Origin of the sequence: Agromyces sp. H17E-10 (assembly GCF_022919715.1) — a bacterium.
Classification (GTDB): Bacteria; Actinomycetota; Actinomycetes; order Actinomycetales; family Microbacteriaceae; genus Agromyces.
The window spans coordinates 211020-237456 of record NZ_CP095042.1 but is presented as its reverse complement, the minus strand read 5'-3'; the positions used below and the strand labels follow the sequence as shown (position 1 = coordinate 237456).

The 26437-nt window shown below is 71.5% G+C and carries 25 protein-coding genes; 23 read left to right on the top strand and 2 right to left on the bottom strand.

The window, feature by feature from the left end:
- The first annotated feature begins 54 nt into the window (after nucleotides 1-54).
- From MUN74_RS01125 to MUN74_RS01060, 14 genes are all read left to right on the top strand, one after another.
- Nucleotides 55-1110 (top strand): efflux RND transporter periplasmic adaptor subunit, encoded by a 1056-nt coding sequence (locus tag MUN74_RS01125; protein ID WP_244854543.1) that lies wholly within the window; start codon nucleotides 55-57, stop codon nucleotides 1108-1110.
- Nucleotides 1107-1862: an ABC transporter ATP-binding protein gene (locus tag MUN74_RS01120; RefSeq protein WP_244854542.1), complete on the top strand. Its 756-nt coding sequence runs from the start codon at nucleotides 1107-1109 to the stop codon at nucleotides 1860-1862. Before MUN74_RS01125 ends, MUN74_RS01120 begins: the two co-directional genes overlap by 4 nt.
- Entirely contained in the window at nucleotides 1859-3100 is a 1242-nt protein-coding gene (locus MUN74_RS01115) for an ABC transporter permease (RefSeq protein ID WP_244854541.1), read from the top strand. Before MUN74_RS01120 ends, MUN74_RS01115 begins: the two co-directional genes overlap by 4 nt.
- Before the next feature lie 80 nt (nucleotides 3101-3180).
- Entirely contained in the window at nucleotides 3181-6084 is a 2904-nt protein-coding gene (locus MUN74_RS01110) for an FtsK/SpoIIIE family DNA translocase (RefSeq protein ID WP_244854540.1), read from the top strand.
- A gap of 21 nt (nucleotides 6085-6105) precedes the next feature.
- Nucleotides 6106-6702 carry a CDP-diacylglycerol--glycerol-3-phosphate 3-phosphatidyltransferase gene (gene pgsA / locus MUN74_RS01105; RefSeq protein WP_244854539.1) on the top strand — a complete coding sequence of 199 codons (597 nt, stop codon included), beginning with the start codon at nucleotides 6106-6108 and terminating at the stop codon, nucleotides 6700-6702.
- Complete coding sequence (locus tag MUN74_RS01100) at nucleotides 6699-7217, top strand: CinA family protein (RefSeq protein WP_370647328.1); 519 nt, start codon at nucleotides 6699-6701, stop codon at nucleotides 7215-7217. The genes pgsA and MUN74_RS01100 overlap by 4 nt, the downstream gene beginning before the upstream one ends.
- Before the next feature lie 247 nt (nucleotides 7218-7464).
- On the top strand, nucleotides 7465-7773 hold the full coding sequence (locus tag MUN74_RS01095; protein WP_130351053.1) for a helix-turn-helix domain-containing protein: 309 nt from the start codon (nucleotides 7465-7467) through the stop codon (nucleotides 7771-7773).
- Between the two features lie 67 nt (nucleotides 7774-7840).
- Nucleotides 7841-8086 carry a DUF3046 domain-containing protein gene (locus MUN74_RS01090; protein ID WP_244854538.1) on the top strand — a complete coding sequence of 82 codons (246 nt, stop codon included), beginning with the start codon at nucleotides 7841-7843 and terminating at the stop codon, nucleotides 8084-8086.
- 303 nt (nucleotides 8087-8389) lie between these two features.
- Nucleotides 8390-9448: a recombinase RecA gene (gene recA, locus MUN74_RS01085; protein WP_244854537.1), complete on the top strand. Its 1059-nt coding sequence runs from the start codon at nucleotides 8390-8392 to the stop codon at nucleotides 9446-9448.
- A gap of 215 nt (nucleotides 9449-9663) precedes the next feature.
- Complete coding sequence (locus MUN74_RS01080) at nucleotides 9664-10215, top strand: regulatory protein RecX (RefSeq protein ID WP_244854536.1); 552 nt, start codon at nucleotides 9664-9666, stop codon at nucleotides 10213-10215.
- A 12-nt stretch (nucleotides 10216-10227) separates the two neighbouring features.
- Entirely contained in the window at nucleotides 10228-11814 is a 1587-nt protein-coding gene (gene miaB / locus MUN74_RS01075; protein WP_244854535.1) for a tRNA (N6-isopentenyl adenosine(37)-C2)-methylthiotransferase MiaB, read from the top strand.
- Between the two features lies 1 nt (nucleotide 11815).
- Nucleotides 11816-12736 (top strand): tRNA (adenosine(37)-N6)-dimethylallyltransferase MiaA, encoded by a 921-nt coding sequence (miaA, locus tag MUN74_RS01070; protein ID WP_244854534.1) that lies wholly within the window; start codon nucleotides 11816-11818, stop codon nucleotides 12734-12736.
- Between the two features lie 5 nt (nucleotides 12737-12741).
- The gene (dapF, locus tag MUN74_RS01065; RefSeq protein ID WP_244854533.1) at nucleotides 12742-13623 is read left to right on the top strand and encodes a diaminopimelate epimerase; all 882 of its coding nucleotides are present in this window, start codon (nucleotides 12742-12744) and stop codon (nucleotides 13621-13623) included.
- A complete protein-coding gene (locus MUN74_RS01060) occupies nucleotides 13620-14876 on the top strand; it encodes an MFS transporter (protein WP_244854532.1) in 1257 nt (418 codons plus the stop codon). Before dapF ends, MUN74_RS01060 begins: the two co-directional genes overlap by 4 nt.
- A 12-nt stretch (nucleotides 14877-14888) precedes the next feature.
- On the opposite strand, the gene MUN74_RS01055 is transcribed toward MUN74_RS01060, so the two are convergent.
- Nucleotides 14889-15494, bottom strand: coding sequence for a class I SAM-dependent methyltransferase (locus tag MUN74_RS01055; RefSeq protein WP_244854531.1), 606 nt, complete (start codon nucleotides 15492-15494; stop codon nucleotides 14889-14891).
- Between the two features lie 42 nt (nucleotides 15495-15536).
- Here MUN74_RS01055 and hflX point away from each other — a divergent pair, with 42 nt between their 5' ends.
- The 4 genes from hflX to MUN74_RS01035 all read left to right on the top strand — a co-directional run bounded on the left by hflX (nucleotide 15537) and on the right by MUN74_RS01035 (nucleotide 21803).
- Nucleotides 15537-17066: a GTPase HflX gene (gene hflX, locus MUN74_RS01050; RefSeq protein WP_244854530.1), complete on the top strand. Its 1530-nt coding sequence runs from the start codon at nucleotides 15537-15539 to the stop codon at nucleotides 17064-17066.
- A 281-nt stretch (nucleotides 17067-17347) separates the two neighbouring features.
- Complete coding sequence (locus MUN74_RS01045) at nucleotides 17348-18334, top strand: methylenetetrahydrofolate reductase (protein ID WP_244854529.1); 987 nt, start codon at nucleotides 17348-17350, stop codon at nucleotides 18332-18334.
- Between the two features lie 136 nt (nucleotides 18335-18470).
- Nucleotides 18471-20834 carry a 5-methyltetrahydropteroyltriglutamate--homocysteine S-methyltransferase gene (gene metE, locus MUN74_RS01040; RefSeq protein WP_244854528.1) on the top strand — a complete coding sequence of 788 codons (2364 nt, stop codon included), beginning with the start codon at nucleotides 18471-18473 and terminating at the stop codon, nucleotides 20832-20834.
- Between the two features lie 222 nt (nucleotides 20835-21056).
- Entirely contained in the window at nucleotides 21057-21803 is a 747-nt protein-coding gene (locus tag MUN74_RS01035; RefSeq protein ID WP_244854527.1) for an alpha/beta fold hydrolase, read from the top strand.
- 30 nt (nucleotides 21804-21833) lie between these two features.
- Here the strand turns inward: MUN74_RS01035 and lexA are convergent, their stop codons facing one another.
- Nucleotides 21834-22520 carry a transcriptional repressor LexA gene (gene lexA / locus MUN74_RS01030; RefSeq protein WP_370647327.1) on the bottom strand — a complete coding sequence of 229 codons (687 nt, stop codon included), beginning with the start codon at nucleotides 22518-22520 and terminating at the stop codon, nucleotides 21834-21836.
- A 159-nt stretch (nucleotides 22521-22679) separates the two neighbouring features.
- On the opposite strand from lexA, the gene MUN74_RS01025 reads away from it, so the two are divergent.
- From MUN74_RS01025 to priA, 5 genes are all read left to right on the top strand, one after another.
- The gene (locus tag MUN74_RS01025; protein ID WP_370647326.1) at nucleotides 22680-23129 is read left to right on the top strand and encodes a LysM peptidoglycan-binding domain-containing protein; all 450 of its coding nucleotides are present in this window, start codon (nucleotides 22680-22682) and stop codon (nucleotides 23127-23129) included.
- Between the two features lie 78 nt (nucleotides 23130-23207).
- Nucleotides 23208-24308, top strand: a complete 1101-nt coding sequence (locus MUN74_RS01020) for a histidinol-phosphate transaminase (protein WP_244854526.1) — start codon at nucleotides 23208-23210, stop codon at nucleotides 24306-24308.
- Nucleotides 24305-24919, top strand: a complete 615-nt coding sequence (gene hisB, locus MUN74_RS01015; RefSeq protein ID WP_244854525.1) for an imidazoleglycerol-phosphate dehydratase HisB — start codon at nucleotides 24305-24307, stop codon at nucleotides 24917-24919. Before MUN74_RS01020 ends, hisB begins: the two co-directional genes overlap by 4 nt.
- On the top strand, nucleotides 24916-25554 hold the full coding sequence (gene hisH / locus MUN74_RS01010; protein WP_244854524.1) for an imidazole glycerol phosphate synthase subunit HisH: 639 nt from the start codon (nucleotides 24916-24918) through the stop codon (nucleotides 25552-25554). The genes hisB and hisH overlap by 4 nt, the downstream gene beginning before the upstream one ends.
- Nucleotides 25555-25677: 123 nt before the next feature.
- Nucleotides 25678-26424, top strand: a complete 747-nt coding sequence (priA, locus tag MUN74_RS01005) for a bifunctional 1-(5-phosphoribosyl)-5-((5-phosphoribosylamino)methylideneamino)imidazole-4-carboxamide isomerase/phosphoribosylanthranilate isomerase PriA (protein ID WP_244854523.1) — start codon at nucleotides 25678-25680, stop codon at nucleotides 26422-26424.
- Nucleotides 26425-26437 lie beyond the last annotated feature (13 nt).

The following is a 26437-nucleotide window of genomic DNA, read 5'->3' as shown; positions in this document are numbered from 1 at the left end:
GGGTGGGGGAGATGCCCGCGGCCCTACGCCCGGGCGACCCGACGAAGGAGTGCCGTGGGCGTCTGGCGCAAGTGGATCTTCCCGACCGTTCGCATCGTGGTCATCGCGGTCATCGCGGTGGCGCTCACGAAGCTGGCGTTCTTCCCCGACCGGTCCGAGCCCGAGGCCGAGGCGCTCGTGCCGACGGGCTCGGTGTCCGAGCCGCAGATCCCCGTCGAGCGGGGCGTCATCGCCAACGACGTGCTGCTCACGGGCACGGTCGATGCGGATGCCTCGGTGCCGGTGAAGGCCGCGGCCACGGGGCCGGTCGACGAGGTGTTCGTGAAGGTCGGGCAGCGAGTCGACGCCGGCCAGAAGCTGTTCGACATCAAGGTCGAGGACGAGATCGACCCGGCTGCGCTCGCCGAACCTGCGGCGCCGCCGGCCGGCGGGGAGCCGCAGCCGGCGGCCCCGCCGCAGCCGACGTTCCACTACGAGAAGGTGCTGGCGCCGATCGCCGGAGTGCTCTCGTCGCTCGACGTGATCCCCGGACAGCCGGTCTCGACCGGCGAGGTCGCCGGCCAGGTCGCGCCGCCGAGCTTCAGCGTCACGGCGACGCTGAGCCCCGAGCAGCAGTACCGGCTGACGAGTGCGCCGACCGAGGCCGTGGTGACGATCGCCGGCGGCCCGGCTCCGTTCACGTGCACGGGCCTCAAGATCGCCACTCCGCTGGCCGGGAGCGGGCAGCCGAGCACCGATGGCGGAGCGCCAGCCGAGACCGGGGCGACGACGGTGCGCTGCGCCGTGCCCGGCGACGTGCAGGTCTTCCCAGGGCTCTCCGCGCAGGTGAAGATCTCGGCGGGCAGCGCCGAGGACGTGCTCACCGTGCCGACGACCGCGGTCGAGGGCGGTGCCGAGACGGGCGTCGTGTGGCGCGTCGGCGACGACGGCGAACCGGTGGAGCAGCCCGTGAAGCTCGGCCTCTCCGACGGTTCGAAGGTCGAGGTGATCGAGGGGGTCGCCGAGGGCGACGTGGTGCTGCAGTTCGTTCCGGGGGCCGAGGCCGGTGAGGGCGAGACGTGCGTGGCGACGTCCGACGGCGCCATGATGTGCGGAATGCCGGTCAAGTGAGCCTCGTCATGGCGCACGGCGTCGGCCGCACGGTCGAACTGCCCGACGGGACGCCGCTCGAGATCCTGACCGACGTCGACCTGGAGATCGCGGAGGGTGACCGGGTCTCGATCGTCGGGCGCAGCGGCTCGGGCAAGTCGACCCTGTTGAATCTGCTGGGGCTTCTCGACCTGCCGACTTCGGGCGAGCTGCACTGCCTCGGCGTCGACGTCCGACGCACCCGCAGCGGTACGCGGGACCGGCTCCGCGGCGACGGCATCGGCTTCGTGTTCCAGCAGTTCAACCTGCTGCCGGGGCGCACGGCGCTCGAGAACGTGCAGACACCGCTGCTCTATTCGGGCGGTCGCTCGTTCTGGCAGCGTGAACGGATCGCACGCGAGATGCTCGACCGGGTAGGGCTCGGAGCGCGCGTCGACGCGAAACCCGAGCGCCTCTCGGGCGGTGAGCAGCAGCGGGTCGCCATCGCACGGGCGCTCGTGCGCCGGCCCCGCCTCATCCTCGCCGACGAGCCGACCGGGGCGCTCGATCTCGAGACGGGCGCCGAGGTCATGGCGCTCATCGAGTCGGTCGCCGACGAGACCGGCGCTGCGCTCGTGACGATCACCCACGACCCGTCGATCGCGGCGCGGTCGACGCGGCACTTCCAGCTCACGGCCGGCCGCCTCGAGACGAGAGACCCCGACGCTGCCGCGACTGCGGTGACGAGCGGCCCGACGAGCGGGTCCGCGAACGCCGACGGGGTCGCGGCGTGAGGCGCGCCGTCGTCCGGTTCGCGACCTCGGTCGTCGCGACCGTGGTCGAGGCGTTCGAGGAGCTGCGCGTCCACAAGGGACGCGTGCTGCTCTCGCTCATCGGCGTCGCCGCGGCCGTCTGCGCACTCGCGACCGTCGTCGGAGCCGGCGCCATCGCCGAACAGGCGGGCCGCGAGCTGCAGGAGCGCAGCGGCGGTCGCCCCGCGACCGTGAGCCTCAACGCCTACAGCACCACGGGCACGCTCGATGCCGGGGAGGCCGGCGTCGCCTGGCAGGACGCGCTCGATCGCCACGGCATCGACTTCGCCAGTCGGGTGGGCTGGGGCGGACTCAGCGTGCCGTTCGCCGACGGCGCGGTCACCATCCAGGCGCAGGTCGTCGATCCCGACTACGGCGTCATCCACCGCGTTCCGGTGTCGGAGGGACGGTGGTTCACCGACCGCGACGCCGACCGGCTCGCGCCGGCACTCGTCGTGAACGAGGCGTTCTGGGCGAAGCTGGGGCGGCCGCCGCTCGCGTCGCATCCCGTCGTCGAGGTCGTCGGTTCCGACCGTGTCGACGCGGTCGTCATCGGCGTGACGCCGGCGCAGAGCGAGTGGGACACGCAGCCGTCGATGTTCGTGCTGACCGACGCGTACCTCGCCCTGCAACCCGAGACGCCCGATCCGATGATGGGGGAGTTCATGCCCTCGTACGAGATGTGGGTGCCCGACGGGGTCTCCGACGAGCTCACGGAGTCGATGCGGGAGGCGTTCCGCGAGGGCCTCGCCGACGGCGCGAGCGTCGACGGGTGGCGCAGCGACTACGCCGCGATGGAGGGCGACCCGTACCTGCCGCTGAAGCTCACGGTCGCCGGCGTCGCCGTCGTCATCCTGCTGCTCGGGGCGCTCGGCCTCGTCACGGTCTCGCTCGTCACGGTCCGCACGCGCATCCGCGAGATCGGCATCCGACGGTCGTTCGGCGCGTCCGCCGGTCGGGTCTTCTTCTCGGTGCTCATGGAGTCGGTCGTCGGCACCTTCGTCGCCGGGGTCGTCGGGGTCGGCATCGCGATCGCGCTCGTGCGCAGCCCGCTGATGGGCATGGCCCTCGGCGGCGCGCAGATCGAGGACATGCCGGGCTTCCCGGTCGAGGCGGCGGTGATCGGCATCGCCGCGGCCGTCGTCGTCGGTGCGCTCGCGGGCCTCGTGCCGGCGCTCGCCGCGGTCCGTGTTCGCGTGATCGATGCGATCCGGTTCTGACGTCGGACGGCCGCGACCGATCGCGAACACCCCCGGCGGCCTACCGGGCCGTGTCGGCCCGCAGTCGTAACGTTGATCCCATGGCAACGGGCACCAAGTCGAACGGGCGCGCCTCGGGCACCTCGTCCCGCGGCGGCAGCTCGCGCGCGTCATCGTCGAAGACCGCACCCACGAAGAAGCTGCCGGCCGCTTCGACGCGCGCGACGGCGAAGAAGCCGGCGCCCACGCCGGCCGGTCCGAACATCTTCGTCAAGGGGTGGATGGGGCTTGCGCATCTCACGGGCGGCGCCGCGCGTGCGCTCGGCCCCGAGACGCTGCAGAAGGAGGAGCGTCGCGACGGCCTGCCCTTCTTCCTCGTCCTGCTCGCGATCGCGGGCGCCGTCGTCGAGTGGTTCTTCATCAACGAACCGGTCGCGCAGACGCTCGACTCCTGGACCTTCGGCATGCTCTTCGGCCGGGTCGCCTTCGCCCTGCCGATCATCATGCTGCTGTTCGCGATCTGGCTCTTCCGTCACCCGAGCTCGGTGCACGACAACACGCGCATCGGCATCGGGCTCGGACTGCTGCTCGTGAGCGTCTCGGCGCTCTGCCACATCTTCGGCGGCCAGCCCGAGCCGAGCGACGGCATGGCCGTGCTCGCACGCGCCGGCGGCATCCTCGGCTGGATGCTCGCGACGCCGCTCATCCTTCTCATCACCGACGTCGGTGCGACGGTCGTCGTGATCCTGCTCATCGCGTTGTCGGTGCTCATCGTGACGAAGACGCCGCCGAACCGCATTCCGGCGCGCTTCCGCGAGCTCTACGCCTGGCTGTTCGGTGCCCCCGACGAGGCCGAGATCGAACCGGATGCCGCGGCGAAGCCGTCGCGCCGTCGCAAGGAGAAGAGCGTCGCGACGGAGCTCGACGGCATCGACGGCGACGCCGACGACGATGCCTCGCCCGGGCTCGTGCCGTGGTGGCGCCGCAATGCGGGTGGCCGAGAAGAAGACCCCGAGTTCGAGCCGTCGGGCATCGACGGCATCACCGAGGTGTTCGGCGCCGGTTCGGCAGCCGGCAGCTTCGACAGCCCCATCGAGGGTGCGGGCGACGACGCTTACGGCTCCGAGGTGCTCGGCGACCTCGAGCGCGCCGAGTCGGCCGTCGCGAGCTTCGGCGGCGACGGGCAGGCCGCGGGCATCGGGCTCCGCGGCGACGATGCGGGGGCGACCCAGGCGATCCCGCTCTACGACGCAGCCGCCGACTTCGCGGTCGACGAGGGCGGCGCGAGCGCCGAGGCATCCCTCGCCCCGGCCGAAGCCGACGCCGGCGACCAGCCCGATCGACCGTACTTCCTGCCGTCCGCGGCGACGCTCGCGGCCGGCCCGCCGGCGAAGTCGCGTTCGCAGGCGAACGATGACGTCGTGCGCCAGATCACGGGCGTGCTCGAGCAGTTCTCGGTCGACGCGAAGGTCACCGGCTTCTCACGCGGCCCGACGGTCACTCAGTACGAGATCGAGCTGGGCCCCGGTGTGAAGGTCGAGCGCGTCACCGCGCTGTCGAAGAACCTCGCCTATGCGGTCGCCTCGAACGAGGTGCGGATCCTGTCGCCGATCCCCGGTAAGAGCGCCATCGGCGTCGAGATCCCGAACGCCGACCGCGAGACGGTGACGCTCGGCGACGTGCTCCGTTCGCACGCGGCGGTCGGTGCGAAGCACCCGATGACGATCGGTGTCGGAAAAGACGTGGGCGGCGGGTACGTCGTCGCCAACCTCGCGAAGATGCCCCACCTGCTCGTCGCCGGCTCGACCGGGTCGGGCAAGTCGAGCTTCGTGAACTCGATGATCACGAGCCTGCTCATGCGGGCGAAGCCGACCGACGTGCGCATGGTGCTCATCGACCCGAAGCGGGTCGAGCTCGCGCCCTACGCCGGGGTTCCGCACCTGATCACGCCCATCATCACGAACCCGAAGAAGGCGGCCGAGGCGCTGCAGTGGGTCGTGAAGGAGATGGACATGCGGTACGACGACCTCGCGTCGTTCGGGTTCCGCCACATCGACGACTTCAACAAGGCCGTCGTGAACGACGAGATCATCCTTCCGGCCGGCTCCGAGCGCAAGCTCAAGCCGTATCCGTACCTCCTCGTCGTCGTCGACGAGCTCGCCGACCTCATGATGGTCGCCCCCCGTGACGTCGAGGACTCGATCGTGCGCATCACGCAGCTCGCGCGCGCGTCGGGTATCCACCTCGTGCTCGCGACCCAGCGACCGTCGGTCGACGTCGTCACGGGTCTCATCAAGGCGAACGTGCCGTCCCGCCTCGCCTTCGCGGTGACGAGCGTCACCGACTCGCGCGTCATCCTCGACCAGCCGGGGGCCGACAAGCTCATCGGACAGGGCGACGCCCTGTTCCTGCCGATGGGGGCGTCGAAGCCGCTGCGCGTGCAGGGTGCATGGGTCACCGAGGCCGAGATCGAGAAGGTCGTCACGCACGTCACGCGCCAGGCCCGTCCCGAGTACCGGCAAGACGTGGCGGCGGCGGTCGAACGCAAGGAGATCGACTCGGACATCGGCGACGACCTCGAGCTGCTGCTCGCGGCCGCCGAGCTCGTCGTGTCGACCCAGTTCGGCTCGACCTCTATGCTGCAGCGCAAACTGCGCGTCGGATTCGCGAAGGCCGGGCGGCTCATGGACCTCCTCGAGTCGCGCGAGATCGTCGGCCCGTCGGAGGGATCGAAGGCGCGTGACGTGCTCGTGACCGCCGAGCAGCTGCCGGGTGTGCTCGCGAAGCTGCGCGGCGAACCGAGTGCACCGGCTGCCCGGCCGCAGGGCGTCTCCGGCGGGGGCGGCGCCGCCGTGCCTGCGGTCGCCGCTCCGGCGACGGCATCGACGGACGACGGGGTCGACGACCGCTACGACGACCCGGTCGGCCGCATCCCCGAGGGGCTCGAAGAGGTCGAGGCCGACGGCGGCGACGAGGACGCGTGGGGGCTCACCGGCCGCGACTGAGCGAACGGTATCCTTGGCCCTATGACCTCCTCCGCCGAAGGGCGCGCCCGATCGGCGAACTGGAACCTGCCGAACGCGATCACGGTCGTGCGGATCCTGCTCGCGCCCGTGTTCTTCTGGCTCCTTCTGGCCGACGACGGCCAGGGCGGCGCGATGCGCTGGTGGGCGACGGCGATCTTCGTCATCGCGATCGCGACCGACGGCATCGACGGTCACATCGCCCGGAGCCGGGGGCTCGTCACCGATCTCGGCAAGATCCTCGACCCGATCGCCGACAAGCTGCTCACGAGCGGCGCCCTCGTGTGCCTGTCGATCCTCGGCGAGGTGCCGTGGTGGGTCACGGGCCTCATCGTGCTGCGCGAGGTGGGCATCACCGTCTGGCGGTTCGTCGAGCTCGGGCGCGGCAACGTCGTGCCGGCCTCGTCGGGCGGCAAGCTCAAGACGGTCGTGCAGGCCGTCGCGATCTCGTTCGCGCTCGCTCCGCTGCCGATGCTGCTCGGCGAGTGGATGGCGTGGGTCAACGCGGTGCTGCTCGCCGTGGCGCTCGTGCTCACCGTGTGGTCGGGTCTGCTGTACGTGCGTGACGCCGTGCGACTCGCGCGGGGGCGTGCCGCTTGACCGAGCCGAGCCGAGCGGTCGACGGGCCGGCTGCCCGCCTGATCGCCGAGCTCACGCGACGAGGCCTTCGCATCGCGGTCGCCGAGTCGCTCACGGGTGGCCTCGTCGCGGCGGAACTGACGAGCGTCCCGGGTGCCTCCCTCGTCGTCTCCGGCGGCGTCGTCGCCTACGACACCGCGATCAAGCGGTCGCTGCTCGGCGTCGATGCGGATCTGCTGCGCCGCGAGGGCGCCGTGCATCCCGAGGTGGCGCGTCAGATGGCTGCCGGCGCGCGCGTCGCGCTCGCGATCGATGGGCGCCCGGCCGACCTGGGGGTCGCGACGACGGGTGTCGCCGGTCCCGACGAGCAAGACGGTCGAGCGGTCGGTACGGTCTACCTCGGCATCGCGGTCGGCGACCGGGCCGAGACGATCGGGCTGAACCTGGCCGGAGACCGAGGCGAGATCCGGCGGCAGACCGTGCACGCGGCCATCGAAGCGGTCCTCGCCGTCATCGCCGATCGCGAATCCGACTGAGGGGCACGTCGCCCGCGGCGGCGGATCCGATCGCAGCATCAGGGTCGTGCTCTCGGCGGCGCGCGGCACGCTTCGGATCGCCGGTGCCGAGCGCGGAATAGTCTTCGTGAACACCCTGTTACATGTGGCAGGTTCACACGAAAGCCCCAGTGTGCGACGCTAGATTCGAAGACATGAGCATCAGGTAGACTGACGCTCCCGTTTCCGGCTCCGGCGGAGTCGAGGCAGTGTAGAAGGAGGTTCCCCGATGGTTCTGGTTCGACAGGAGATCGGCGATGTGTTGAGGGACTTCCGCCTGCAGAAGGGGCGCACGCTCCGGCAGGTCGCGTCCAAGGCGAGCGTGGCACTGGGCTACCTGAGCGAGGTCGAGCGGGGTCAGAAAGAGGCCTCCTCCGAGATCCTCGCCTCGGTCGCCGAGGCGCTCGACACGCCCATCTCGGTGATCATGCACGAGGTCGGCGACCGCATCGCGGTACTCGAGGGCCTCTCGGTCGTGCCCGACAGTCTGCCCGACGAGCTCGTGGCCGAGTTCGACGCCGACATGATGGTGCGCTGACTCGATCGATTCCCACCCGTACTCCGGCCGGTCTTCTGACCGGCCGGAGCCGTTTCCGGAGGTCTTCATGAAGCTCAGCGAGTTCCGGCTCGCCGTCGACGCCGAGTTCGGCGCGGGCTACGGGAGCGTCGTCGTCGACGACCTGGTGCTCGCCGCGCTGGGCGGTCGCACAGCGCGCGAGGCGCTCGCCTCGGGCGTGCGGCCCCGCGACGTCTGGCTCGCCATCTGCGATGCGACGGATGTCCCGGAGTCGCGTCGCCACGGAGCGGGCAGGCCGGTGCCGGGGCAGGCCGCGGCCGACGCCGGTCGGTGACAGGTCGCCCGTACGAGTTCGCGTGGACGCGTACGAAGGGGCGATCGACACGCCGCGTCCGTGTTCGAACATCCGTTCGGTTCTGCGCTAGTGTCCTCAACAGCAGGAAGAACGACGCATCTCTCCACAGTTCGACCCGTCGTCGGGTGGGATGTCGGTGGCCGGTCATACGGTCGATGCGTCGGGAAACACCGCAACCGCCTTGTCGGGAGACGCCGCGGAAGGCACCGGTCAGCCGGGGCCCGCAGCGAAGAACGACAGCCTAGAGGCAGCCGAACACGAGCATCGAAGGAGCCCACCACCATGGCATCACCAGCAGACCGCGAGAAGTCACTCGAAGCAGCCCTCGCGCAGATCGACCGCCAGTTCGGCAAGGGGTCGGTCATGCGCCTCGGATCCGAAGAGCGCGCACCCGTCGAGGTCATCCCGACCGGTTCGATCGCACTCGACGTCGCCCTCGGCGTCGGCGGGCTCCCGCGCGGTCGCATCGTCGAGATCTACGGCCCCGAGTCGTCGGGAAAGACCACGCTCACGCTCCACGCGATCGCGAACGCCCAGCGCGCCGGCGGCATCGCGGCCTTCGTCGACGCCGAGCACGCACTCGACCCCGAGTACGCGAAGAAGCTGGGCGTCGACATCGATGCGCTGCTCGTGTCGCAGCCCGACACGGGCGAGCAGGCGCTCGAGATCGCCGACATGCTCGTGCGTTCGGGTTCGATCGACCTCATCGTCATCGACTCGGTCGCCGCGCTCGTGCCCCGCGCCGAGATCGAGGGCGAGATGGGCGACTCGCACGTCGGCCTCCAGGCGCGACTCATGTCGCAGGCGCTCCGCAAGCTGACCGGTGGCCTCAACCAGACGAACACCACGATGATCTTCATCAACCAGCTTCGCGAGAAGATCGGCGTGTTCTTCGGCAGCCCCGAGACGACCGCGGGCGGCAAGGCGCTGAAGTTCTACGCCTCGGTCCGCATGGACATCCGTCGCATCGAGACCCTGAAAGACGGCTCCGACGCGGTCGGCAACCGCACGCGCGTGAAGGTCGTCAAGAACAAGATGGCGCCGCCGTTCAAGCAGGCCGAGTTCGACATCCTCTACGGGGTCGGCATCTCGCGCGAGGGCAGCCTCATCGACTACGGCGTCGACCAGGGCATCGTCAAGAAGTCCGGCGCCTGGTACACCTACGACGGCGACCAGCTCGGGCAGGGCAAAGAGAACGCCCGCAACTTCCTGCTGCAGAACCCCGACATCGCCGCAGACATCGAGCAGAAGATCCTCGTGAAGCTCGGCATCGGGCAGGCGGCCGCCGCTGCGGCGCCCGCCAACGTCGAGTCGCTCGACGCGAAGCGCAAGGGCGCCTGAGCGGTTCGACGGGCAGAGCACGAGATCAGGTGACCGGGGAGGGGAGCGGTATGAGCGATGCATCGGCCGAAGGCCTTGCCCCGGTCACTTATCTTCCGTGGGTCGCGTCTCGAGACGAAGTCTCGTCGGGGCCTTCCTCGTCGGCACCCGCCGCACCGGCTCCCGGCCCCGACGGCTCGCGCGGCCGAGGGCGGGGGCATTCGCGACCGCGACCGGTGACGAATGGTGCGAGGGGTGCGAAGACCGCGGCAGGCGCAGACACGGGTGCCGACGATCCGGCACCCGAAGAGACCGGCATCGAGCGCGATGAACGCATCGACCGTCTCGTGGTCTCTCGGCTGCGCCGCTCGGCGCTCTCCGTCGCCGAGGTGCGGTCGGTGCTCGTCGAGCACGGACTCGACGAGATCGAGGTCGAGGAGTGGCTCGAGCGCTACGGGCGGTACGGCTACCTCGACGACGCCCGACTCGCCGAGCAACTCGTGCACAGCCACGGAGTCCGTCGCGGGCGCGGGTCGGGCGCGATCCTGCACGAGCTCAGTCGTCGCGGCATCGAGCCGGCCGTCGCGAGAGCCGCCGTCGACGACCTCGACCCCGAGGCCGAGCGCGAGAACGCGACCGCCGTCGCGGTGCGACGTGCTCGCCAGCTCTCGGGCCTCGATCGGGCGACGGCCGAACGTCGGCTCTCCGCGTTCCTGCAGCGCCGCGGCTACGCCGGCGAGGTCGTACGCGAGGCGGTGACGACCGCGCTCTCAGCGCACGACTCGTAGACTGGTGCGATCATGAGCACCATTCACGAGGTCGCCCGCGCCGAGGCGACGGAGCCTGCGCCGCGCACCTACGAGGTCCGCACCTTCGGGTGCCAGATGAACGTCCACGACTCCGAGCGACTCTCCGGCTCGCTCGAGGCGGCGGGCTACATACCCGCGAACGGCGCCGAGCCCGACGTCGTCGTCATCAACACGTGCGCCGTGCGCGAGAACGCCGACAACAAGCTCTACGGCAACCTCGGGCACCTCGCGGGCGTGAAGCGCCGTCACTCGGGCATGCAGATCGCCGTCGGGGGCTGCCTCGCCCAGAAGGACAAGAACGTCATCCTCGAGAAGGCGCCCTGGGTCGACGTCGTCTTCGGCACGCACAACATGGGCTCCCTGCCGAGCCTCCTCGAGCGCGCGCGCCACAACGACGAGGCCCAGCTCGAGATCCTCGACGCGCTCGAGGTCTTCCCGTCGACCCTGCCGACGAAGCGCGACTCGACCTACAGCGGCTGGGTGTCGATCTCGGTGGGCTGCAACAACACGTGCACCTTCTGCATCGTCCCCGCGTTGCGCGGCAAGGAGAAGGACCGGCGTCCGGGTGAGATCCTCGCCGAGATCCAGGCGCTCGTCGACGACGGTGCGGTCGAGGTGACCCTCCTGGGGCAGAACGTGAACTCGTACGGCGTCGAGTTCGGCGACCGTCAGGCCTTCGGCAAGCTTCTGCGGGCCGCCGGGCAGATCGAGGGGCTCGAGCGCATCCGTTTCACGAGCCCGCACCCTGCTGCGTTCACCGACGACGTGATCGACGCCATGGCCGAGACGCCGAATGTCATGCCGCAGCTGCACATGCCGCTGCAGTCGGGCTCCGATCGCATCCTCAAGGCGATGCGACGCTCGTACCGCTCCGAGAAGTTCCTCGGCATCCTCGATCGGGTGCGCGCGAAGATCCCCAACGCCGCGATCTCGACCGACATCATCGTGGGCTTCCCCGGCGAGACCGAAGACGACTTCCTCGAGACGATGCGGGTCGTCGAGGCGGCGCGCTTCGCCTCCGCGTTCACGTTCCAGTACTCCATCCGCCCCGGAACGCCGGCCGCGACGATGGAGGACCAGGTGCCCAAGGAGGTGGTGCAGGAACGCTACGAGCGCCTCGTCGCCCTGCAGGAGCGCATCTCGTGGGAGGAGAACCAGAAGCTCGTCGGCACGACGGTGAACCTGCTCGTGGCAACGGGCGAGGGCAAGAAGGACGCCGAGACCCACCGACTGAGCGGCCGGGCCGAAGACAGCCGGCTCGTCCACTTCGAGGTGCCAGCGGGCTCCGAGCTGCCGCGGCCCGGTGACGTGGTCACCGTCGAGGTCACCCAGGCGGCGCCCTTCCACCTGATCGCCGACTCGATCGACGGTTCGCCGCTCCGCATCCGGCGCACGCGCGCCGGCGAGGCGTGGGATCGCGACCAGGCCGAGAGCTGCGGCGTGCCCGCTGCGCCCGGCTCGGCGACGCCCGGCCGGGTGTCGCTCGGGCTGCCCACCCTGCGCGTCGCGAGCGAGCCGCTCGTGTCGCCCGGAGTCGGCACCTTCCCGATCTACGACCCGACCGACGGCCTGCGCTGAGGTGACGCTCATCGCCGTCGTCGGCGCGACGGGCACCGGCAAGTCGGCGTTCGCCCTCGACCTCGCCGAGGCGATCGGGCGCGCCGGCCGAACCGCCGAGGTCGTCAACGCCGACGCGATGCAGCTGTATCGCGGCATGGACATCGGCACCGCGAAGCTCGGCGTGGCCGAGCGCCGCGAGGTGCCGCACCACCTGCTCGATGTGCTCGAGGTCACCGACGAGGCATCCGTCGCCGCCTACCAACGCGACGCACGGGCTCGCATCGACGAGATCACCGCCCGCGGGGGCGTCGCGCTCCTCGTCGGCGGCTCGGGACTCTACGTGTCGTCGGTCATCCACGACTTCCGCTTCCCGGGCACCGATGCGCAGGTGCGTGCCCGGCTCGAGGCCGAGCTCGAGGCGCATGGTCCCGGCCCGCTGCATGCCCGGCTCCGCGACATCGACCCCGAGACGGCCGCGAAGGTCGACCCGCTGAACGGGCGACGGGTCGTCCGTGCGCTCGAGGTGATCGAGGTCACTGGCGAGCCGGCTGCGGCGCGGATCCCCGACGACCCGGTGCCGTGGCGCCCGCACCGCATCGTGCACCTGCGCAGCGACCGCGAGCGGCTCGTGCAGCGGCTCGACGCCCGCGTCGAGGGCATGTGGGCGGCCGGACTCGTCGACGAGGTGCGAGAGCTCGTGCCACGTGGGATCGAGCGCGGGGTCACCGCCCGCAAGGCCATCGGCTACGCGCAGGCGCTCGCCGAGCTGCAGGGTCGGATGTCGCGCGCCGACGCCGTGGCCGAGACCCAGCAGCTCACGCGCACGTACGCGAGACGGCAGGTCGGGTGGTTCAAGCGGTACCGCGAGGCGGTGCAGCTCGACGCCGACGACCGCGTCGCCCTGGGCGCCGAACTGGTCCGGCAGGCCGCCCTAGACTGAGTCGCATGCCGTTCGATCTGCGATTCACCAAGGGCCAGGGCACGGGCAACGACTTCGTGCTCTTCAGCGATCCCGAGGGTGAGAACGAGCTCGACGCCACGCAGATCGCGGCCGTGTGCGACCGGCGTTTCGGCGTCGGCGCCGACGGGCTCATCCGTGCGGTGCGGTCGCAGAACCTCGCAGACGGCGCAGCCGCGCTCGCCGCCGACCCGCGTGCCGTCTGGTTCATGGACTACTGGAACGCCGACGGCACCGTGTCGGAGATGTGCGGCAACGGCATCCGCGTGTTCGTGCGGTACCTCCTCGACCAGGGGCTCGCCGAGCTGCATCCCGGAGGTGAGATCGCGATCGGCACCCGCGCCGGCGTGCGCACGGTGACGCGCACCGCGACGGGCTTCCAGGTCGACCTCGGCACCTGGCGACGTGCGGGCGGTGAGCCGCTCGTGCGGGCGAAGCAGCTGCCGGTCGCCCGTCCCGGGCTCGGCATCGACGTCGGCAACCCGCACGTCGTCGTCGCCCTCGCCGACGACGACGAACTCGACGGTCTCGACCTCGGCTACGCGCCGATCCTCGACCCCGTGCCCGAGGCGGGCGCGAACATCGAGTTCGTGGTGCCGGCGGAGCCGCTCGTCGAGGACGGAATCGGCCGCATCCGGATGCGGGTGCACGAGCGAGGCTCGGGGGAGACGCTCTCGTGCGGAACGGGCGCGGTCGCGTCGGCCCTCGCGGTACGTCACTGGGCGGGCGCCGGCGCGCCGAACGACTGGCGCGTGCAGGTTCCCGGCGGGGTGCTCGGGGTGCGCATGTTCGAAGCGGCCGACGGCGAGCACGTCGCGCTCGCAGGCCCGGCCGAGCTCGTCTTCGACGGCGTGCTCACGCTCGCATGAGCCGGTTCGCAGCCGCACGGCCGACGGCCTTCCCGTGGCTGCTGCTCGTCGGCATCTCGCTCGTCGCGCTCAACATGCGCGGCCCACTCGTGGCGATCGCGCCGGTCATCGAGGACATCGAGGCTGCGCTCGGCCTGACGCCGACCACGGCGGGTCTGCTCACGAGCCTGCCCGTGCTCTGCTTCGCGCTCGGCACGCCCATCGCCGCGTGGACGATCCGGCTGAGCGGCGCCGAGCGGGCGGTCGCGATCTCGCTCATCGGCACCCTGATCGGCACCATCGTGCGTTCGGGCGGCACGACGTGGGCGGCCTTCGTGGGCACCGTGATCATCGGTCTCGCGATCGCGATCGGCAACGTCGTCGTGCCGGTCGTCATCCGTCGCGACGTCCCGCCCGAGCGGGCGCAGCTCGTGACGGGCGTCTACTCCGCGATGATGAACGTCGGTTCCATGCTCACGATCGCCGTGACGGCGCCGCTCGCCGAGCAGATCGGCTGGCAGTGGGCGACCGCCGTCTGGGGCGTGCTCATCGTCGTGGCGCTCGTGGTCTGGGGCGTCCACCTGCGCCGGGTCACCGCCGAGAGCCGGGAGGCTCGCGAGGCGGAGGCGCTCGCGGTGACCGGCTCGATGGCCGCGGTGACGGGGCCGACGGGCGTCGTGCGGCCGGGGGAGTACTCGGCCTGGCGCAACCCGATGACGTGGCTGCTCGCGGCGGCGTTCGCTGCGCAGTCGTTCTCGTACTACGGACTGAGCGCGTGGCTGCCGAGCCTCTACGGCGACGTCTACGGGCTCGATGCGATCGCCTCGGGCAATGCAGCGTCGCTGTTCCAGCTCGCCGCCGTCGTCGGTGCGCTGGGCGTGCCGTTCCTCGGGCGGGTGCGGCCCGCGTGGGTGCAGCCCGCGATCGTCGGCGTGCTGTGGATCAGCCTGCCGCTCGGGCTCCTGCTCGCCCCGCAGGCGTACCTGGTGTGGACCGTCACGGGCGGCATCGCCCAGGGCGGCGGGTTCGTCGTCATCATCGCGACCGTCGTGCGCATCACGCGCACCGACCGGGAGACCACGCAGATGTCGGCCCTGGTGCAGGCCGGCGGCTACCTCGTCGCGGCGACGGCGCCGCCCGTGCTCGGCGCACTCCACGAGTCGAGCGGCGCCTGGGTGCTGCCCCTCGTCGCCATCCTCGTCGCGACCGTCGCGTTCCTCCTGCTCACCACGTCGGCCGCGGTGCGCGCGGCGCGACTGCTCGACCGCCGGTAGCCCGGTCGCGCGTCAGCGGCGCACGTCGAATACGCGGAAGCCCTTCGAGTTCGCCGCCTTCGCGACGTCGAGCCCGAGTTCGTCGCCGAGCCAGCGCTGCAGCGACTCCGCGCCGAGGTGCTTCGCGACGACGAGCCAGGCGGCGGCGTCGTCGGAGTCGTCGAGCCGCGTGAGCCATCGGGCGAGCATGTCGTGCAGCTCCTGCTTGCCGACCCGGATGGGCGGATTCGACCAGATCGTCGCGAAGCGCACGTCGTCGGGAACATCGTCTGGCGCGACGGCGTTGACATTGTGCAGGCCGAGCCGCGCCGCGTTGCGTCGAGTGAGGTCGAGGGCGCGCTCGTTGACGTCGACCGCCCAGACCGTGGCGTCGGGCGAACGCAATGCGAGGGTGAGCGCGATCGGCCCCCAACCGGCGCCGAGGTCGAGCAGGTGACCCGTCGGCGGCGGAGCGGGCACGGCGTCGAGCAGCACTCGGGTGCCCTGATCGAGGTGCTCGGGGCTGAAGACGCCGCCCGCGGTCTCGAGTTCGACCTCGCGACCGGCCAGCGCGACGCGGATGGTGCGGGTGCGTGCATCGCTCGAGGGCGCGGCGGAGAAGTAGTGGTCGGAACTCATGTAGGGGAACCTATCGCAGCGATCGGAAGTAGGGTTAACACGATGAATGAAGCCGAACAGAACACCGCCGACGACGCGGTCGAGCGCGTGCTCCGAGGCGCCGAGACGAGGGCCGGGGTCACCCGGTTCGGCGGCGGTGCCGCCGAGGCCATCATGGCGACCGGTGCGGATGCAGCAACCGGGCCCGACACCGACGGCGAGCAGTACGACCGCGAGGAGCGCGCTGCGCTGCGTCGCGTCGCGGGCCTGTCGACCGAACTCGAAGACGTCACCGAGGTCGAGTACCGGCAGCTCCGGCTCGAGAACGTCGTGCTCATCGGCGTCTACTCCCAGGGGTCCCTCGACGACGCCGAGAACTCGCTGCGCGAGCTCTCCGCGCTCGCGGAGACGGCCGGTGCACGCGTCCTCGACGGCGTGCTGCAGCGCCGCCCGCACCCCGACCCCTCGACCTATCTCGGCCGCGGCAAGGTCGAAGAGCTGCGCCACATCGTCGCGTCGCTCGGCGCCGACACGGTCGTCGCCGACACCGAGCTCGCTCCGAGCCAGCGGCGTGCGCTCGAAGACGCAGTGAAGGTCAAGGTCATCGACCGCACCGCCGTGATCCTCGACATCTTCAGCCAGCACGCGAAGAGCCGCGAGGGCAAGGCGCAGGTCGAGCTCGCCCAGCTCGAGTACCTGCTCCCTCGCCTGCGCGGCTGGGGTGAGTCGATGTCGCGCCAGGCCGGTGGCCAGGTCGGCTCCGGCGGCGCGGGCATGGGCTCGCGCGGTCCCGGTGAGACGAAGATCGAGCTCGATCGCCGTCGCATCCACTCGCGCATGGCGAAGCTCCGCCGACAGATCGCGGGCATGAAGCCCGCTCGCGAGGCGAAGCGCGCCAACCGGCGCCGCAACGCGGTGCCGTCGGTCGCGATCGCCGGGTACACCAACGCCGGCAAGTCGAGCCTGCTCAACCGCATCACCGGTGCGGGGGTGCTCGTCGAGAACGCCCTGTTCGCGACCCTCGACGCCACCGTCCGGCGCAACACGACGGCCGACGGGCGCGTCTACACGATCGCCGACACCGTCGGCTTCGTGCGCAACCTGCCGCACCAGCTGGTCGAGGCGTTCCGCTCGACGCTCGAAGAGGTGGGCGACGCCGACCTCATCGTGCACGTCGTCGACGCGGCGCACCCCGACCCCGCGGGGCAGATCGCGACCGTGCGCGACGTCATCGGCGAGGTCGGCGCCCGCGACATCCCCGAGCTCGTCGTCTTCAACAAGGCCGATCTCGTCTCTCCTGAAGACCGTCTCGTGCTGCGTGGCCTCGAGCCCGATGCGGTGTTCGCCTCCGCGCGAACGGGCGAAGGCGTGGCCGACGTGCTCGCCGCGATCGGCGAGATGCTGCCCGATCCGGCGATCGAGGTCGAACTCCTCGTGCCGTACGACCGCGGCGACGTGGTGTCGGCCCTGCACGAGCAGGCACGCGTACTCGACCTCGACTACGTCGAGGACGGCACGCGGGTGCGCGCCCTGGTCTCGCCCGAGCTCGCCGGCCAGTACGCCGAGTTCGGCGCCCCGGTCGCGGCGGCCTAGATCGGCACGGCCCGCCCCGTCGGAGCCTCGAGGCGACCGTCCGACTCGGACGCCGCGACCCGCGCCGCGGCATCCGAGCCGATGTCATGCCGGGTCATATTGACCCGGCCGCAGACTCGGCGGCGTATCGTCACTCGTGATCGTCGGCGACGGGCCGGATGCCCGCCGCCTGGAGCGACCGCCGAGCCCGGCACCCGCCCGCGTGACCCATCCGCCGTGAGGCGGTGGCCGCGGCCTGCCGTGCCACCACCGCCATGCGGCATCCCATCGAGGAGTCCGACATGGCTGCGACCGGAGCCGCCGGCACCCCCGGGGCAGGCGACTGTACCGAGCGCCCGCCCATCTCGTTCGAGCTGTTCCCGCCGCGAACGGATGCGGCGGCGATCGCGCTCGGCCGAACGATCGACCGGCTCGCCGAGGTCGATCCCGCATTCATCTCGGTGACCTTCGGCGCCGGCGGGTCGCAGCGCGGGCGGTCGCTCACGGTGCTGCGCTACATCCTCGAGCACACCTCGGTCGAGCCCATGGCGCACCTGACCTGCGTCGGCTCGTCGCACGCGGAGGCGAACCGGCTCGTGCGCGAGTTCCTCGACGCAGGCATCACGAGCTTCCTCGCGCTGCGCGGCGATCCGCCCGAGGACGCGGATGCCGAGGACGGCCCCGACGCCGGCCTCGGCGACCTCGGCACGGCGGCCGAGCTCGTGCAGCTCATCCATCGCGTGCAGGAGGAACGCGAGCCGTTCGGCGAGGCGGACGTCCCCGGTGCGCCGCGCGCCCGCCGCATCGGCGCCCGCCCGCGCCCTGAGCGGGTGGCCGTCGCGGCGTTCCCCACGGGGCATCCGCGCTCGCGGGGCCTCACCCAGGACGTCGACACGCTGCTCGCGAAGGAGGTCGCAGGGGCGACGCTCGCGATCACCCAGTTGTTCTGGCACGCCGACGACTACCTCGGCTTCGTCGAGCGTGCCCGTGCGGCCGGGGTGACGATCCCGATCCTGCCCGGGCTCATGCCGGTGACGAATCCGGCACGCCTCGCCCGGCTCACGGAGCTGACCGGCGTCGAGCCGCCGGCCGACCTCGCGATCGACCTCGAGATCGAGCCCGACGTCGACGCCCGAACCGAGATCGGTGAGCGGCACGCCGCCGAGCTCGCCGCCGAGGTGCTCCGCGGCGGCGCTCCGGGCCTCCACCTGTACACCTACAACCGGCACGAGACCGTGCTGTCCGTGCTCGACCGGCTCGGGCTCGGCGCACGCGCCGGACGGAGCTGAGCCCGGCCGCCCCGCGCACCGACCGACCGCCACTTCCACACCACCATCACGGTCGCGAGCCCGACGCCCGCGACCCATGCCGACGACCCGCGAACCCCGCGGTGCTTCGGCGTACCCGAAATCGAGAGGAACAGCCATGACCGCATCCACCACGCCCTTCCCGACCGGAACCGTGCTCGGCTATCCGCGCATCGGGCGTCGCCGCGAGCTCAAGCGCGCCGTCGAGGCGTACTGGGCCGGCGCGATCGACGAAGCCGAGCTCGAGGCTCGCGCTGCGCGGCTGCGCGCCGAGACGCGCGAACGGCTCGCGACGCTCGGCCTCGAGCGCACCGGATCGGCCATTCCCGAGTCGTTCTCGTACTACGACCAGGTGCTCGACGCCGCCGTCGCCGTGGGCGCCGTGCCCGAGCGGTTCAGCGACCTCCGCGACGAACGAGGCGGGCTCGACCTCGCCGGTTACTTCACGGTGGCCCGGGGCGAGGGCGAGCGCGCACCGCTCGAGATGACGAAGTGGTTCGACTCGAACTACCACTACCTCGTGCCCGAGATCGGCCCCGAGATGGAGTTCTCCCTGCACGCAGAACGCCTCGTCGCGCAGTTCGCCGAGGCGAGGGCGGCGGGCTTCGTGACGCGCCCGGTCGTCGTCGGACCGGTCACCTTCCTCGCGCTCGCGAAGGCCGTCGACGGTGCGCCCGCGGGCTTCCGGCCGCTCGACCGCCTCGACGACCTCGTCGCCGTGTACGCGGCGCTCCTCGCCGAGTTCGCCCGCGCCGGTGCGGAGTGGGTGCAGCTCGACGAGCCCGCCCTCGTCTCGGAAGCCCTCGACGTGCCGCGCGGCCGGGTGCTCGCCGCAGCGGCGGCGGCCTACGCCCGGCTCGGCGCGCTCGAGTCGCGTCCCGCCCTGTTCGTGGCCGCGCCGTACGGCGCGCTCGACGAGGCCCTGCCGGTGCTCGCCGCGACGCCCGTCGAGGCCATCGGCCTCGACCTCGTGCGTGGTGCCGTCCCACCGGCATCGGATGCCGCGACCGAGGCCGCCCTCCGCGCCAAGACGCTCGTCGTGGGCGTCGTCGACGGGCACAACATCTGGCGCGGCGACCTCTCGGCCGCCCTCGACCGGGCCGAGGCGTTGCGCGAGCGCGCCGGCGCCGTCGCCGTGTCGACGTCCACGTCGCTGCTGCACGTGCCGCACGACGTCGACGACGAGACCCGCCTCGACCCCCGGCTGGTGAGCTGGCTCGCCTTCGCCGACCAGAAGGTGGGCCAGGTCGCGACCCTCGCCCGGGGGCTCGTCGAGGGGCGCGACGTCGTCGCGGAACCTCTGGCCGCCGCATCCGCCGCCCTGCTCGACCGCGCCGGTGCACCCGGCGTGCGCGTTCCCGCGGTGCGGCAGCGCCTCGCCGACCTCGTCGACGCCGACTTCCACCGCGGCGCCGAGGCCGAACGCGTCGCCGCGCAGGCCTCCCTCGACCTGCCCGAACTGCCCACCACGACGATCGGTTCCTTCCCGCAGACCGGCGAGCTGCGCGCGGCACGGGCGCGCCTCGTGCGCGGCGAGCTCGACGCCGGCGGGTACGAGGCGCTCATGCGCGCGGAGATCGAGCGGGTCGTGCGCCTGCAGGAGGACCTCGGCCTCGATGTGCTCGTGCACGGCGAGCCCGAGCGCAACGACATGGTGCAGTACTTCGCCGAACTGCTCGACGGCTTCGCGGTGACCGAGCACGGCTGGGTGCAGTCGTACGGCTCCCGGTGCACGCGGCCGTCGCTGCTCTGGGGCGACGTCTCGCGCCCGGCGCCGATGACGGTCGAATGGTCGGCGTTCGCGCAGTCGCTGAGCGACAAGCCCGTGAAGGGCATGCTCACGGGCCCGGTCACGATCCTCGCGTGGTCGTTCGTGCGCGACGACCAGCCGCTCGCCGACACCGCGCGTCAGGTCGCACTCGCGCTGCGCGACGAGATCGCCGACCTGGAGGACGCGGGCATCAGGATCATCCAGGTCGACGAGCCCGCGCTGCGCGAGCTCCTGCCGCTGAAGATCGCCGACCAGCCGGCGTACCTCGATTGGTCGGTCGGGTCGTTCACGCTCGCGACGGCGGCCGCGGCGCCCGCGACCCAGGTGCACACGCATCTCTGCTACTCGGAGTTCGGCGTCGTGATCGACGCGATCAAGGGCCTCGACGCCGACGTGACCTCGATCGAGGCGGCCCGCAGTCGCATGGAGGTCGTCGACGACCTCGCAGAGAGCGGCTTCGACCACGGCATCGGGCCCGGGGTCTACGACATCCACTCGCCGCGCGTGCCTTCGGCGGTTGAGCTGCAGGAGCTGCTCGAACGGGCCGCGGCCGGGATCCCGGCAGGCCGGCTGTGGGTGAACCCCGACTGCGGGCTGAAGACCCGTGGCTACGACGAGACGGTCGCATCGCTCGCGAACCTCGTCGAGGCGACGCGGGCGGTGCGCGCAGGGCTGGCCGCCGAACGCACCGGCATCGGCGCGGCAGGCTAGGTCGACGGCGGGCGGATGCCGCGTGCCGGCGTCCGCCCGCCAGTCGTGCCAGTCGTGCCGGCCGAGCCGGCAGTGCCGGCAGTGCGGGCTGTGGCGGGGGGCGACACCGCGGCACCGACCCTGACACGGCCACGCGCACCGACGTCGAGCACTTCGACGACGCACGGCTGGTTCGCAAGGTTCGCCGGGGCGACGCTCAGGCGGGCGACGTACCGTCGACGCATGCGACTCGCGGTTCACGAGACGGGCGCCGGCGCCCGCACGGCCATCCTCATCCATGGCATCATGTCGGACTCGCGGGCGTGGCATCGCGTCACGGGCGAACTCGAGGCGCAGGGGTTCCGCGTGCTCGCGGTGGACCTCGCGGGGCACGGACGCAGCCCCAGGGCCGAGCGCTATTCACCCGCCGCATGGGCCGACGACGTCGTCGAGACGGTCGCGCCGATGCTCGACGGCCAGCCCGACGTGGTGCTCGGGCACTCGCTCGGCGGTCTCGTCGCGAGCCTCGTCGCCGATCGGCTCGCACCGCGCGCCGCGATCTACGTCGATCCGGCCTTCGCGTTCCCGAAGGGTCCGCTCGGGCTCGCCTACAAGCTCTTCTTCGCGATCGCGCCGAAACCCCGGCGCAACGCGCTCGTGCGGATGAACCCGAAATGGAGCGCCGTCGACGTCGACATCGAGCTCGCGACGCTGCGCGACTGGGACAAGCGCACGATCCTCGGGTTCGCCGACACCCGGCCGCTCGTGCCCCCGACGAGACTCGTGGCCCCCAGTCTCGTGCTGCTGGCCGAGAAGAGCCTGCTGATCACCGACCGGGTGGCCGCCGACCTGCGACGGCGCGGCATGACCGTGGCGACGGTCCCGGGCACGGGGCACACCGTGTTCCGCGACGACCACGCGGGCTTCATGCACGCGATCGGGGAGTGGCTCCGGTCGGTCGGCCAGCTGGGCGGGACGGCGACCGCCTGACCCCTCCGGTTCGATCGCGGCCGGCGGCCGTCAGACCGTGCGCAGCACGGCCACGACCTTGCCGAGCACTTCGGCGTGGTCGCCGAGGATGGGCTCGAACGCCGTGTTGCGCGGCAGCAGCCAGGTGTGACCGTCGCGCTGGCGGAACACCTTGACGGTCGCCTCGCCGTCGAGCATGGCCGCGACGATCTCGCCGTTCTCGGCGGTTCGCTGCGAACGCACGACGACCCAGTCGCCGTCGCAGATCGCCGCATCGACCATCGAGTCGCCGACGACCTTCAGGATGAACAGCTCGCCCTTGCCCACGAGCTGGCGGGGGAGCGGGAACACCTCGTCGATCTGCTGCTCGGCCGTGATCGGCACGCCCGCGGCGATGCGACCGACGAGCGGCACCATCGCGGCGTCCGCGACGGGCGCGGGCTCGCCCGCCGACGGTGCACGCTCGTCGAGCCCGGGGAGCTCGATGAGGACCTCGAGGGCGCGCGGGCGGTTCGGGTCTCGCCGCAGGTAGCCGGCCAGCTCCAGCTGGTTGAGCTGGTGCGTGACGCTCGAGAGCGACGAGAGCCCGACGGCATCGCCGATCTCGCGCATGCTCGGCGGGTAGCCGCGGGTCGCGACCGACCGCTGCACGACCTCGAGGATCGCGATCTGCTTCGCGCTCAGGCTCTTGCGGCGGCGTGCCCTGCCGGTCTCGCGCACGTCGTTGTCGCTCTTCACGCTCTCCGCCCCTCGTTGCGATCGCCGCTCGCGATCGGATGTCGGTGGTGTCTGCTGGACTGTTTCCCAGACATTCGAAACTGTATCCGCCGCAGCAGTGCCCGGCAAACATTCGTTCGAGTGTGTCGCGAGATCGGTCGAGGAGAATTCCGCGGGCGAATGCTTGCGACCGAACGCATTCGAATATATATTCGGAACAAAGATTCGCATCCGGCCCTCCCGGCCGAGGGCCGGATGCAGTCCACGCAGGAGGATGACATGAGCGCAGCGATCATGACGACGAGCGACTACCCGGCACGGGCGCGCACCCGGCTCCGGCTGACGCGTCGTGGGCGAGTGGTGTTCACGACCCTCGCGGCGCTGCCGATCGCGATCTGGGTGTTCGCCGCCGCGTTGAACGCGGGCGGTGCGGCCGCCGATCTCACGGGCGGCGGTTCACTGCACTATGTCACGGTCGATGCCGGAGGCTCGCTGTGGGAGATCGCCGAGGCGATCGCACCCTCGGCCGACCCGCGCGACACGATCGCCGAGATTGTGCGGCTCAATCAGCTCGACGGTGCGACGATCGAGCCGGGTCAGCGACTGGCCGTGCCTGCTGCCGGGGAGTAGCCCGTACGCGCCGGCGCGGCGCCTGTCACACGATGTCGCAGTCGTCGTCGGCGCGATCTGCGTGGCTAGGCTGGATCGGTGACGAGTCTCGACGACCTTCCCATCCGCGATGACCTGCGCGGCCGTTCTCCGTACGGCGCCCCGCAGAAGGCCGTGCCGGTCGCCCTCAACGTCAACGAGAACACGCATGCCATCCCCGAAGACGTCGCCCACGACATCGTCGCCCGTGTCGCAGGCGCGATCCTGCGGCTGAACCGCTACCCCGACCGCGAGTTCACCGAGCTGCGCGAGGCGCTCGCGCGGTACCTCGGACACGGACTGTCGCCCGACCAGATCTGGGCGGCCAACGGCTCCAACGAGGTGCTGCAGCAGGTGCTGCAGGCCTTCGGCGGACCAGGTCGCTCGGTGCTCGGCTTCGCACCCACGTACTCGATGTACTCGCTGCTCGCCTCGGGCACCGGCACCCGCTGGATCTCCGCCGATCGCGACGACGACTTCGAGCTGAGCCCCGAGACGGCGGTGGCGGCGGTACGCGAGCACGACCCCGACCTCGTCTTCCTCTGCGCGCCGAACAACCCGACGGGCACGCCGCTGTCGCTGGACACCGTGCGCTCGGTCGCCGATGCCGCACGCGGCATCGTGGTGGTCGACGAGGCGTACTTCGAGTTCGCCGACCGCGGCACGCCGAGCGCGCTCACGCTGCTCGAGGGGCGGCCACGGCTCGTCGTGTCGCGCACGATGAGCAAGGCGTTCGCCTTCGCCGGAGCTCGCGTCGGGTACCTCGCCGGCGACCCGGCGACGATCGACGCGCTGCGGCTCGTGCGGTTGCCGTACCACCTCTCGGCGCTCACCCAGGCGGCCGCGCTCGGTGCGCTCGCGCACGCCGACGAGATGCTCGCGATGGTCGACGACATCCGCCGCCAGCGCGAGCGCATCACGACCGAGCTCGCGCGCCTCGGCTTCGCCCCGCACCGGAGCGGCTCGAACTTCGTGCTCTTCGGCGGCGTCGACGACCCGCACGCGGTGTTCGAGGGGCTCCTCGCACGCGGCATCCTGATCAGGGAGCTCGGCATCCCCGGGCACCTGCGGGTGAGCGCCGGCACCGAGGCCGAGACCACGGCGTTCCTCGAGGCGATCGCCGTCTTCGCGCCGAACGCGACGAATAGGATCGAAGCATGACCGCCCAGTCCCCGTCGCGCACGGCGCGAGTGCAGCGCGAGACCAGCGAATCGAGCATCGACCTGTCGATCGACCTCGACGGCACCGGGGTGAGCGACATCGAGACGGGCGTGCCCTTCTACGACCACCTGCTCACGGCCTTCGCGAAGCACTCGCTCACCGACCTGACCGTGCGCGCGTCGGGCGACCTGCACATCGACGTCCACCACACCGTCGAAGACACGGGCATCGTGCTCGGGCAGGCGATCCGCGAGGCGCTCGGCGACAAGCGCGGCATCTCGCGCTACGGCGACGCGCTCGTGCCGCTCGACGAGGCGCTCGCGCAAGCGGTCGTCGACATCTCCGGCCGGCCGTTCCTCGTCCACACGGGCGAGCCGCAGGGCTTCGAGTTCCACCTCATCGGCGGCCACTTCACCGGGTCGATGGTGCGGCACGTCTTCGAGGCGATCGCGTTCAACGCGGGCCTCACCGTGCACGTGACAGTGCTCGGCGGCCGCGACCCGCACCACATCGCCGAGGCCGAGTTCAAGGCGTTCGCCAGGGCGTTCCGCCAGGCGAAGGCGCTCGACCCGCTCGTGAGCGGCATCCCCTCGACCAAGGGTGCGCTGTGAGCCGCACGAAGCGCGTGGTCGTGCTCGACTACGGGTCGGGCAACGTGCACTCGGCGGCGAAGGCGCTCGAGCAGGCGGGGGCCGAGGTCGAGGTCACGGCCGACCGCACTGCTGCGCTGGAGGCCGACGGCCTGCTCGTGCCCGGGGTGGGTGCGTTCAAGGCGGTCATGGACCAGCTCCGCGCCGTCCGCGGCGACGAGGTGATCGACCGGCGCCTCGCAGGCGGGCGGCACGTGCTCGGCATCTGCGTCGGCATGCAGGTGCTCTTCGAGCGCGGCGTCGAGCGCGGCGTCGACACCGAGGGTCTCGGCGAGTGGCCGGGCGTCGTCGAGGAGCTGCCGGCCGAGGTGCTGCCCCACATGGGCTGGAACACGGTCGCGCCCGACGAGGGGTCGGTGCTCTTCGACGGCATCGAAGGCGAACGGTTCTACTTCGTGCACTCGTTCGCGGCGCAGTCGTGGCAGCTCGAGGTCATGCCGCCGTTCCCGCAGCCGAGGCTGACCTGGGCCGAGCACGGCGGGCGCTTCCTCGCGGCCGTCGAGAACGGTCCGTTGTCGGCGACGCAGTTCCACCCCGAGAAGTCGTCGGATGCCGGCATCCGACTGCTCGCCAACTGGCTCGGTGCGCTCGCCTGAGTCATCCGACCGTCATGGTCACGTCGCGCGCGCCGCGGGCGACTATGATCCTGTGACGGTACCGGCGCTCATCGCGCCGACCGAATCGGGTCCGACGGCCCACCGCGAACGAGGACAGTAGTGATGAGTGAGTTCAACAAGACCCCCGGCCTCGTGCTGCTGCCGGCCGTCGACGTGGCCGGCGGCAAGGCCGTCCGCCTGACGAAGGGCGAGGCGGGCACCGAGACGAGCTACGGCGACCCCGTCGACGCGGCCGTCGACTGGGCCGACCAGGGCGCGGAGTGGATCCACCTCGTCGACCTCGACGCGGCGTTCGGCCGCGGCTCCAACGGCGGCATCCTGAAGAAGGTCATCCGCCAGGTGCGCGGCGTCAACGTCGAGCTCTCCGGCGGCATCCGCGACGACGAGTCGCTCGAGCACGCGCTCGAGATCGGTGCGAAGCGCATCAACCTCGGTACCGCGGCACTCGAGAACCCCGAGTGGGCTGCATCGGTCATCGCCCAGTACGGCGAGGCCATCGCCGTCGGTCTCGACGTGCGCGGCACGACGCTCGCCGCCCGCGGCTGGACGAAGGACGGCGGCGACCTCTGGCAGGTCATGGACCGGCTGGAGGACGCGGGCGCAGCCCGTTACGTCGTGACCGACGTCACGAAGGACGGCACGCTGCAGGGGCCGAACGTCGAGCTGCTGCGCCAGGTCATGGACCGCACGCACCGGCCGGTCGTCGCCTCGGGCGGCGTCTCGAGCCTCGACGACCTCGCGACGCTGCGCGAACTCGTGCCGCTCGGCCTCGAGGGCGCGATCGTCGGCAAGGCGCTCTACGCGGGTGCGTTCACGCTCGCCGAGGCGCTCGACGTCGCGAGCAACTGACGCCGGCGCGCGC

Bases quoted from the DNA above. Each gene is read 5' to 3' on its own strand.
- hisB (WP_244854525.1), top strand. From the start codon at position 24,305: ATGACCGCCCAGTCCCCGTCGCGCACGGCGCGAGTGCAGCGCGAGACC.
- miaB (WP_244854535.1), top strand. From the start codon at position 10,228: ATGAGCACCATTCACGAGGTCGCCCGCGCCGAGGCGACGGAGCCTGCG.
- recA (WP_244854537.1), top strand. From the start codon at position 8,390: ATGGCATCACCAGCAGACCGCGAGAAGTCACTCGAAGCAGCCCTCGCG.
- MUN74_RS01035 (WP_244854527.1), top strand. From the start codon at position 21,057: ATGCGACTCGCGGTTCACGAGACGGGCGCCGGCGCCCGCACGGCCATC.
- MUN74_RS01110 (WP_244854540.1), top strand. From the start codon at position 3,181: ATGGCAACGGGCACCAAGTCGAACGGGCGCGCCTCGGGCACCTCGTCC.
- MUN74_RS01060 (WP_244854532.1), top strand. From the start codon at position 13,620: ATGAGCCGGTTCGCAGCCGCACGGCCGACGGCCTTCCCGTGGCTGCTG.
- MUN74_RS01045 (WP_244854529.1), top strand. From the start codon at position 17,348: ATGGCTGCGACCGGAGCCGCCGGCACCCCCGGGGCAGGCGACTGTACC.
- pgsA (WP_244854539.1), top strand. From the start codon at position 6,106: ATGACCTCCTCCGCCGAAGGGCGCGCCCGATCGGCGAACTGGAACCTG.
- metE (WP_244854528.1), top strand. From the start codon at position 18,471: ATGACCGCATCCACCACGCCCTTCCCGACCGGAACCGTGCTCGGCTAT.
- dapF (WP_244854533.1), top strand. From the start codon at position 12,742: ATGCCGTTCGATCTGCGATTCACCAAGGGCCAGGGCACGGGCAACGAC.
- MUN74_RS01025 (WP_370647326.1), top strand. From the start codon at position 22,680: ATGCTTGCGACCGAACGCATTCGAATATATATTCGGAACAAAGATTCG.
- MUN74_RS01090 (WP_244854538.1), top strand. From the start codon at position 7,841: ATGAAGCTCAGCGAGTTCCGGCTCGCCGTCGACGCCGAGTTCGGCGCG.
- MUN74_RS01055 (WP_244854531.1), bottom strand. From the start codon at position 15,494: ATGAGTTCCGACCACTACTTCTCCGCCGCGCCCTCGAGCGATGCACGC.
- MUN74_RS01095 (WP_130351053.1), top strand. From the start codon at position 7,465: ATGGTTCTGGTTCGACAGGAGATCGGCGATGTGTTGAGGGACTTCCGC.
- hflX (WP_244854530.1), top strand. From the start codon at position 15,537: ATGAATGAAGCCGAACAGAACACCGCCGACGACGCGGTCGAGCGCGTG.
- priA (WP_244854523.1), top strand. From the start codon at position 25,678: ATGAGTGAGTTCAACAAGACCCCCGGCCTCGTGCTGCTGCCGGCCGTC.